Below are 6490 nucleotides of genomic sequence, written 5' to 3'. Positions count from 1 at the left end.
CGGGCGCACCATCGCCGGCGATAAAACCGATGAATGGCTGCAACCAGCCTGTAATGAAATGTACCGCGTACTCAAAAAAGACGCGTTAATGGTGAGCTTCTATGGCTGGAACCGCGTCGATCGCTTTATGGCCGCCTGGAAAAATGCGGGATTCAGCGTTGTTGGTCACCTGGTCTTCACCAAAAACTACACATCGAAGGCCGCATATGTGGGCTATCGCCACGAATGTGCCTACATCCTGGCAAAAGGCCGTCCACGTCTGCCACAAAACCCGCTGCCGGACGTGCTGGGCTGGAAATATTCGGGCAATCGCCATCACCCGACGGAAAAGCCCGTTACCAGCCTGCAACCGCTGATTGAGAGCTTCACACACCCGAACGCAATTGTGCTGGACCCGTTTGCAGGCAGCGGCTCAACCTGCGTCGCCGCCCTCCAGTCCGGACGCCGGTATATCGGTATCGAGCTGCTTGAGCAGTATCACCGTGCCGGGCAGCAACGCCTTGCCGCCGTGCAACGGGCCATGCAGCAGGGGGCCGCGAATGATGACTGGTTTATGCCGGAGGCTGCGTAAATGAACTATGCAGGACACGAAAAACTGCGCGCCGAAGTGGCGGAGGTGGCCAATGCCATGTGCGACCTGCGTACAACCATGAATGAGATGGAGCAGCGGTACAGCTTTAATGCCGACACCCTGCCGGAACGTCTGGTGCGTCAGACGCTGTTTCGCGCAAACCGCCTCCTGATGGAGGCATATACCGAAATTCTGGAACTGGAAGCGTGCTTTAAAGATTGAGAAGGAGACGAGAATGTACGGAACATGCGAAACGCTATGCCGGGAGCTGGCAGTAAAGTATCCGGGAGACATGCCGCTGATGCTGGTTATCTGGTCCCCGGAAGAGATTCAGGCACTGGCTGACGGTATGGAAATTTCTCTGACCGGTCATGAAATCAGGACCGTCCTGGCACGCCTGGAGGACATCCCGGAAGACCAGCGGATTGAGTCCGGTATTTCTTCCGCTGCGGTGATGGAGATTATCCGCAACGAGAGCGAAAACCGCCTGGTGACCGTCCCTGCTGAACTGCTGGCGTCCCTGATTCAGACCGCTGAACAGGCATTGTGGAAACGTGAATGGGCCGCCCGGGATCATGGCCTCGCCGTCCCGGAATGCGTCACCCGCCGTCAGGAGGTGGTTAATCAGGCCCGCACCCTGCTGAAAAACAACACACACGAAAACGACTGATGTTATCGCCGCCTGCCCTGCGGGCGGCGATACAGGGAGAACGCTTAATCATGAACGAAAACAGCACGCTGAACGCACTGATTTGTCGTCACGCCCGCAACCTGCTGCTGGCGCAGGGCTGGCCGGAAGAGACGGATGTTGACCAGCGTAACCCGAAGTATCCGGGCTGGATCAGCATTTATGTTCTGCTGGATGCGCCCCGGCTGGCGACGTTACTTATCAACCGTCACGGCGGCGTACTGCCGCCGCTCCTGGCCTCCGCCATTCAGAAACTGACCGGAACCGGGGCGGAACTGGTACTGTCCGGCAGTCAGTGGCAGTCGCTGCCGGTACTTCCGGCAGACGGAACGCAGGTGTCTTTCCCGTATGCCGGAGAATGGCTGACCGAAGACGAAATCAGGGCTGTACTTGCGGCGGTGCGCGATGCGGTACGCAGTGTCAGTTGCCGGGTGGCAGAAGATGCGCGGCGTATCCGGGCGGCGCTGACCACCACCGGTCAGACGTTGCTGACTCGCCAGACGCGCCGCTTTCGTCTGGTTGTGAAGGAAAGCGATCACCCCTGCTGGCTCGATGAAGATGACGAAAACCTGCCCGTGGTGCTCGATGCCATCGTGAACCGGGGAGCACGTTTTTCGTCGGTGGAAATGTACCTGGTCAGCGATTGTATTGAGCATATCCTGTCCAGTGGGCTGGCCTGCGATGTGCTGCGTATACCGGATGAACCGCCCCGCCGCTGGTTTGACCGTGGTGTTCTGCGGGAGGTGGTCCGGGAAGCCCGGGCCGAAATCCGCAGCATGGCGGATGCCCTGGCAAAAATCCGGAAATGATGACGTTGGCGGGGTAAATCCCCGCCTTTTTCCTGCCGGTCCCCGGACAGAGCACAAAGGAAGTCGCCGCCGGCTCCGCTTTACCCGGCCATGCGGGGCATGGCCTTGTGGGTTTTCAGTTATGTGGCCTCAGCGTCGTGTGCGGGCTGTGCCGTGCCTCCATCGTAGCCGGGCTGGCAGGGATGCAAGGGTACGCTTCGCCGCTGCGGTCACCCGGTCCCTCCTTCCCGTCTGCCGTGATTTTCCGGTCGTTCACCCGCTCAGATTTCGCGGTCTCACCCTCCAACTCCCGCCAGCCGTGTGCGTCAGGCTGCGGCTTCCCTTGCGCCCTGTGCATCCCCGCCTTATCGCCCGGCTTTTATGGAGGCACGGCACCGCCCGGTGTCGCGGAATATGTGAACAACGGAGGAAAACATCATGCAATATGCGAAACCTGTCACTCTGAACGTTGAAGAGTGCGACCGTCTCTCCTTTCTACCGTATCTGTTTGGCAACGATTTTCTGTATGCCGAGGCGTATGTGTACGCGCTGGCGCAAAAAATGATGCCGGAATATCAGGGAGGCTTCTGGCACTTCATCCGCCTGCCGGACGGTGGCGGTTACATGATGCCGGATGGCGACCGTTTCCACATGGTGAACGGTGCAAACTGGTTTGACCGTACCGTGAGTGCTGATGCCGCAGGCATCATTCTGACTTCCCTTGTGATTAACCGCCAGTTGTGGCTGTACCACGACAGCGGGGATGCAGGACTGACCCAGCTTTACCGGATGCGCGATGCGCAGTTGTGGCGTCACATCGAATTTCACCCCGAATGCAACGCGATTTACGCGGCACTGGACTGATTAACGGACGGGGCGGCAATGCCGCCCCTGTAAAGGAGACGAGAACATGTACTGTACTGTTAAAGAAATTATCCGCGAAGTGCTGAACACAGACGTGCCGGACAGTGAATGCGTTTTTGCCGTGGTGCTGACCCGTGGGGATGTGCGTCACATAGCCCAGGACTGGAGTCTGACAGACGATGAGCTGGAAACCGTCATGCAGCGACTGGACGATGCCTTTGCGCATGGTGCGGATGTCAGCATTGTTCACGACGTTGTTCGTGAGCTGATGGAAGAAAAGCGCGCCAGCCGTCAGGTGACAGTTCCGGCGGTGATGCTGGAAAAAGTGATGGCGCTGGCAGGCAGTGAAATGAAGCGCCTGTATGCCGTCGGGAGCGAGAACGGGGGCGACGGTGACGCATTCGTCAGGGAAGAACGCGAAGCAATGGACGTTGTGTTACAGGCGCTGGACGGGGAGCACATGTCATGAATATCAGCACAGAAACCCGCGAAATTCTGCGCAATTACAAAGCCGTGATTAATGCGCGGCGTCGTGAAATGGGGCAGAAACCGCTCACCACTGCGCAGATTGTTGATGAAATCTGCGATTTTGTGGCGAATCAGCAGGCTGTATTCCTCGGCGGTCACTACATCCTTCAGGGCAGCATAAACAGGTGATACAGGGGCAGGCGGTGGAGGCCGCCTGTCAGCCCGCGCGAAAACCCCTGGCAGGCTGACGCCTGCCGGAAGGGAAGCGGGCCACGCTGGCGCGTCGCCCGTTACCCTTCCCGTCTGTGATGTGTCTGACTCAGGAGTGTTTCTTTCTTATGTTATGGAACTGTTCCTGATGTTGTTGTTCCTTTATCTACTGCTCTGATTCTGACTACTGCAGTGTTGTTCTGTCTGCCGGGTCGGGTAGCAGCGGCACATTGCTGCGCCGCCGCCCCCTAAGAACGGAGCGTGCGAGTTTCCCCGCACTCCGCTCAAGCCTTTATAAGTGCTTTCGGTGAGCACCGGCTTCCCTGCTGTGTAACTGTCGGTGGCAGTTCGGATGTAACAACTCGAGATTGGTCAGTTCGTCACTGCCGCCCATAACTTTCCTGATCCGGTGATGTATATTCCATCCGGTCTGGTTGGTTATGGGTTGTCCGCACTGCGGACAGTGTTTCCCCTGCCTCTTCCAGAGTTGAACTACTGTCTTCATCTTCTTTGATTTGCCTTTCCAGATTAGATCCAGACGACGTTCAAAGTAGATTTCCATTCCGGGGGTGTATGGTGTTGCTTCGCCTTTGATTTTTATATGGCGCTTTATCGGTGTTTCCATTGCCCGGAAGAGAGTCAGAATTTTCCCTTCCGGGGTTATGGCTTTAAAGATCCAGCGCCTGCCTTCAAAGGAGAAGTATCGTCCGGCGATCCACCGCAATCCTTTTCGGGGGTGCCTTCTTACACACCATCGCCATATAGCTCGCCAGATTTGGGTGTCGACATAATTAAATGTTTCTTTCGCCACGACGTGTCGGTGATAGGTAGCCCATCCCCGGATTACCGGGTTTAGCTGGCCTATCAGTTTCCATGCCGGGAGCGTCGGATTGCGTTTAATTATTTCTCTGACTTTACAGAGGAAGTTCTTCAGGTTTTTCTTCGACGGTTTAATCAGCATTTTACCGTTGTACTTCCTGACGTTCTGCCCTAAAAAGTCGAAGCCTTTATCTATATGTGTAATCGCGGTTTTTTCTTCCGACAGTTCCAGCCCTCGTTCGCGCATGAAAGCTGCAATCAGTGGTCTGACCTCATTTTCCAGCAATTCACGGGAGCTGCCTGAACAGATGAAATCATCAGCATATCTCACATAATTCACCTGGTGCTTTGCACTGTGATAACCACTTTTCCTGAACGTTTGCATCAGTTCCTTCTCCAGTCCGTCCAGAGCCATGTTGGCGAGAACAGGGGATATGATGCCTCCCTGCGGTGTCCCGCTGTTCGTATGGTTAAACACGCCTCTTTCCATGTAACCTGCTTTCAACCATTTTTTAAGCAGTCTCCTGTCCATCGGAATATGGGAAAGCAGCCAGTCATGGCTGATGTTATCGAAACACCCTTTAATATCGCCCTCCAGTATCCATTTGGGCGATACTTTCTGGCTCATCCGCAGAAAAATGGACTCAATGGCGTCATGCGTGCTGCGCATTGGTCTGAAACCATAGCTGTTATGGTCAGCAGTGGTCTCGGATACGGGTTCCAGAGCCAGCAGCCACAGTGCCTGCATGGCCCGGTCCCTCATTGTGGGTATGCCCAGCGGTCGCGTTTTGCCGTTTGATTTTGGGATATGTATTCGCCGTAGTGGCTGTGGCCTGTAACCACACAGATTCAGGCTGCATATTCCTTCCCATTTCTCCTTCGGTGTGTGCCATATTTTTCCGTCAATACCGGGTGTCCTTTTACCGGTATTTTCAGTTACACGCCTGACAGCCACGGCTTTGCCGGAGAATGAGCGGGTGAGGATGCGCTGTAGTTCTCTGACCTGCCGCCATTGTTGCTGTCGGGTTGCCTTTGCAATCCGTAACTGTAGCTTTCGCACCCGGGCATGGCATGCTTTCCAGTCTATGGTGTGCCAGCCTGTCGGGTGGGGTATCGTGGACACACTGATGTGTGTATTCATCTCGCTGATATCCTTTTGACTGCTTTACAGCTTTTCATGCAATTAAAGACCAGACGGAAGTCTGCCCGCTTTCGCGTCGGGGAACCTGCCCCGTATCCCGGTCATTACAACCGGGCATTTGCTTTTTCCGTCCTCCTCTGCCCGCACCGCCTACAGTGTTCCTTACGGTTCACCTGCCTGTAAGGCAGCGATACGGGTTTACCAGGTTCCGCTTAACATACAGAGGGTCAGGGCGGGTTCTGTCTCTTCACCGGGGGTCTCTGCGCCCATGTGCTCCCTGTGCGCGAGGTAGCAACCGGACCCCGTACCTTTTGGTTCAGGCCTGTCAGCATCTTTGGCCTGTTGCCGATAACGGTGTTTATCAACAGTTCACATGTGTTAACCCTTCTGACCAGCCTTGCTCTCCTGCCACATGATGCTTGCAGCAAGGTAAAGCCCCTCACGGGGCTTTACCCGGGCTGACGCCCGGCTCTCGTTGTCCCGGGAGCTTCAGACCCCGCCGTTGCCGGCAGCGCCTGTCCCGGTAGGCTACAGCTAATGGGATAGCTGGTTTTATCAATGTAAAACAATACGTTAAGCGACTTCCTGTCGCACGCGCACCTTCGGCTCCCGGCTGCCTGGCGGCATCCGGTCGTCAGGCCCGACTCCGACAGGCAGCTGCTGGCGCACCTGCCAGTCTCCGCCGAACCCGCTGGCGCGGTTTCGGGCTGCCGCTACGGTCCGATGCGTGAAAACCCCTGGCTTGCAGCGACCGTTCCGGTCGCGCCGCCTCTGTCGCGCCGTGGCCTGCGCTCCCGGCATCCCGGCAAAAGGCCGCCGGGATGTAAGGGGCAACGCCGTTTCGCGCACGCGCTCTCCGTCGTTGCGGCGGGCCCCTGCTCATTGCCTGCCGGGTGCCACACACCCGTATGAGTCCCTGTCGCCGGGGGCATAGACAGCCA

At 56.7% G+C, this 6490-nt stretch carries 8 protein-coding genes; 7 read left to right on the top strand and 1 reads right to left on the bottom strand.

What is annotated here, in order from left to right; translation table 11 throughout:
* The 7 genes from HG542_RS36530 to HG542_RS36500 all read left to right on the top strand — a co-directional run.
* A partial coding sequence (locus HG542_RS36530) for a DNA methylase (protein ID WP_152932656.1) occupies positions 1 to 571 on the top strand: 571 nt, incomplete at its 5' end.
* Complete coding sequence (locus HG542_RS36525) at positions 572 to 793, top strand: YubE family protein (protein WP_001104881.1); 222 nt, start codon at positions 572 to 574, stop codon at positions 791 to 793.
* Between the two features lie 13 nt (positions 794 to 806).
* Positions 807 to 1241, top strand: a complete 435-nt coding sequence (locus HG542_RS36520) for a DUF1380 family protein (RefSeq protein WP_000274503.1) — start codon at positions 807 to 809, stop codon at positions 1239 to 1241.
* A gap of 50 nt (positions 1242 to 1291) precedes the next feature.
* A complete protein-coding gene (locus HG542_RS36515) occupies positions 1292 to 2068 on the top strand; it encodes a YubG family protein (RefSeq protein WP_001383963.1) in 777 nt (258 codons plus the stop codon).
* A 417-nt stretch (positions 2069 to 2485) separates the two neighbouring features.
* A complete protein-coding gene (locus HG542_RS36510; protein WP_001198928.1) occupies positions 2486 to 2911 on the top strand; it encodes an antirestriction protein in 426 nt (141 codons plus the stop codon).
* A 46-nt stretch (positions 2912 to 2957) separates the two neighbouring features.
* The gene (locus HG542_RS36505; protein WP_000271762.1) at positions 2958 to 3380 is read left to right on the top strand and encodes a DUF1380 family protein; all 423 of its coding nucleotides are present in this window, start codon (positions 2958 to 2960) and stop codon (positions 3378 to 3380) included.
* The gene (locus tag HG542_RS36500; protein ID WP_001027493.1) at positions 3377 to 3568 is read left to right on the top strand and encodes a hypothetical protein; all 192 of its coding nucleotides are present in this window, start codon (positions 3377 to 3379) and stop codon (positions 3566 to 3568) included. The genes HG542_RS36505 and HG542_RS36500 overlap by 4 nt, the downstream gene beginning before the upstream one ends.
* A gap of 313 nt (positions 3569 to 3881) precedes the next feature.
* On the opposite strand, the gene ltrA is transcribed toward HG542_RS36500, so the two are convergent.
* Entirely contained in the window at positions 3882 to 5549 is a 1668-nt protein-coding gene (gene ltrA / locus HG542_RS36495) for a group II intron reverse transcriptase/maturase (RefSeq protein WP_012372796.1), read from the bottom strand.
* Between the last annotated feature and the right edge of the window lie 941 nt (positions 5550 to 6490).

Origin of the sequence: Streptomyces morookaense, from assembly GCF_013030945.1 — a bacterium.
In the GTDB taxonomy this organism is placed as follows: domain Bacteria; phylum Actinomycetota; class Actinomycetes; order Streptomycetales; family Streptomycetaceae; genus Streptomyces; species Streptomyces morookaensis.
This window is presented reverse-complemented; position numbering and strand designations above follow the sequence as displayed.

Bases quoted from the DNA above. Each gene is read 5' to 3' on its own strand.
- HG542_RS36525 (WP_001104881.1), top strand. From the start codon at position 572: ATGAACTATGCAGGACACGAAAAACTGCGCGCCGAAGTGGCGGAGGTG.
- HG542_RS36520 (WP_000274503.1), top strand. From the start codon at position 807: ATGTACGGAACATGCGAAACGCTATGCCGGGAGCTGGCAGTAAAGTAT.
- HG542_RS36515 (WP_001383963.1), top strand. From the start codon at position 1,292: ATGAACGAAAACAGCACGCTGAACGCACTGATTTGTCGTCACGCCCGC.
- HG542_RS36510 (WP_001198928.1), top strand. From the start codon at position 2,486: ATGCAATATGCGAAACCTGTCACTCTGAACGTTGAAGAGTGCGACCGT.
- HG542_RS36505 (WP_000271762.1), top strand. From the start codon at position 2,958: ATGTACTGTACTGTTAAAGAAATTATCCGCGAAGTGCTGAACACAGAC.
- HG542_RS36500 (WP_001027493.1), top strand. From the start codon at position 3,377: ATGAATATCAGCACAGAAACCCGCGAAATTCTGCGCAATTACAAAGCC.
- ltrA (WP_012372796.1), bottom strand. From the start codon at position 5,549: ATGAATACACACATCAGTGTGTCCACGATACCCCACCCGACAGGCTGG.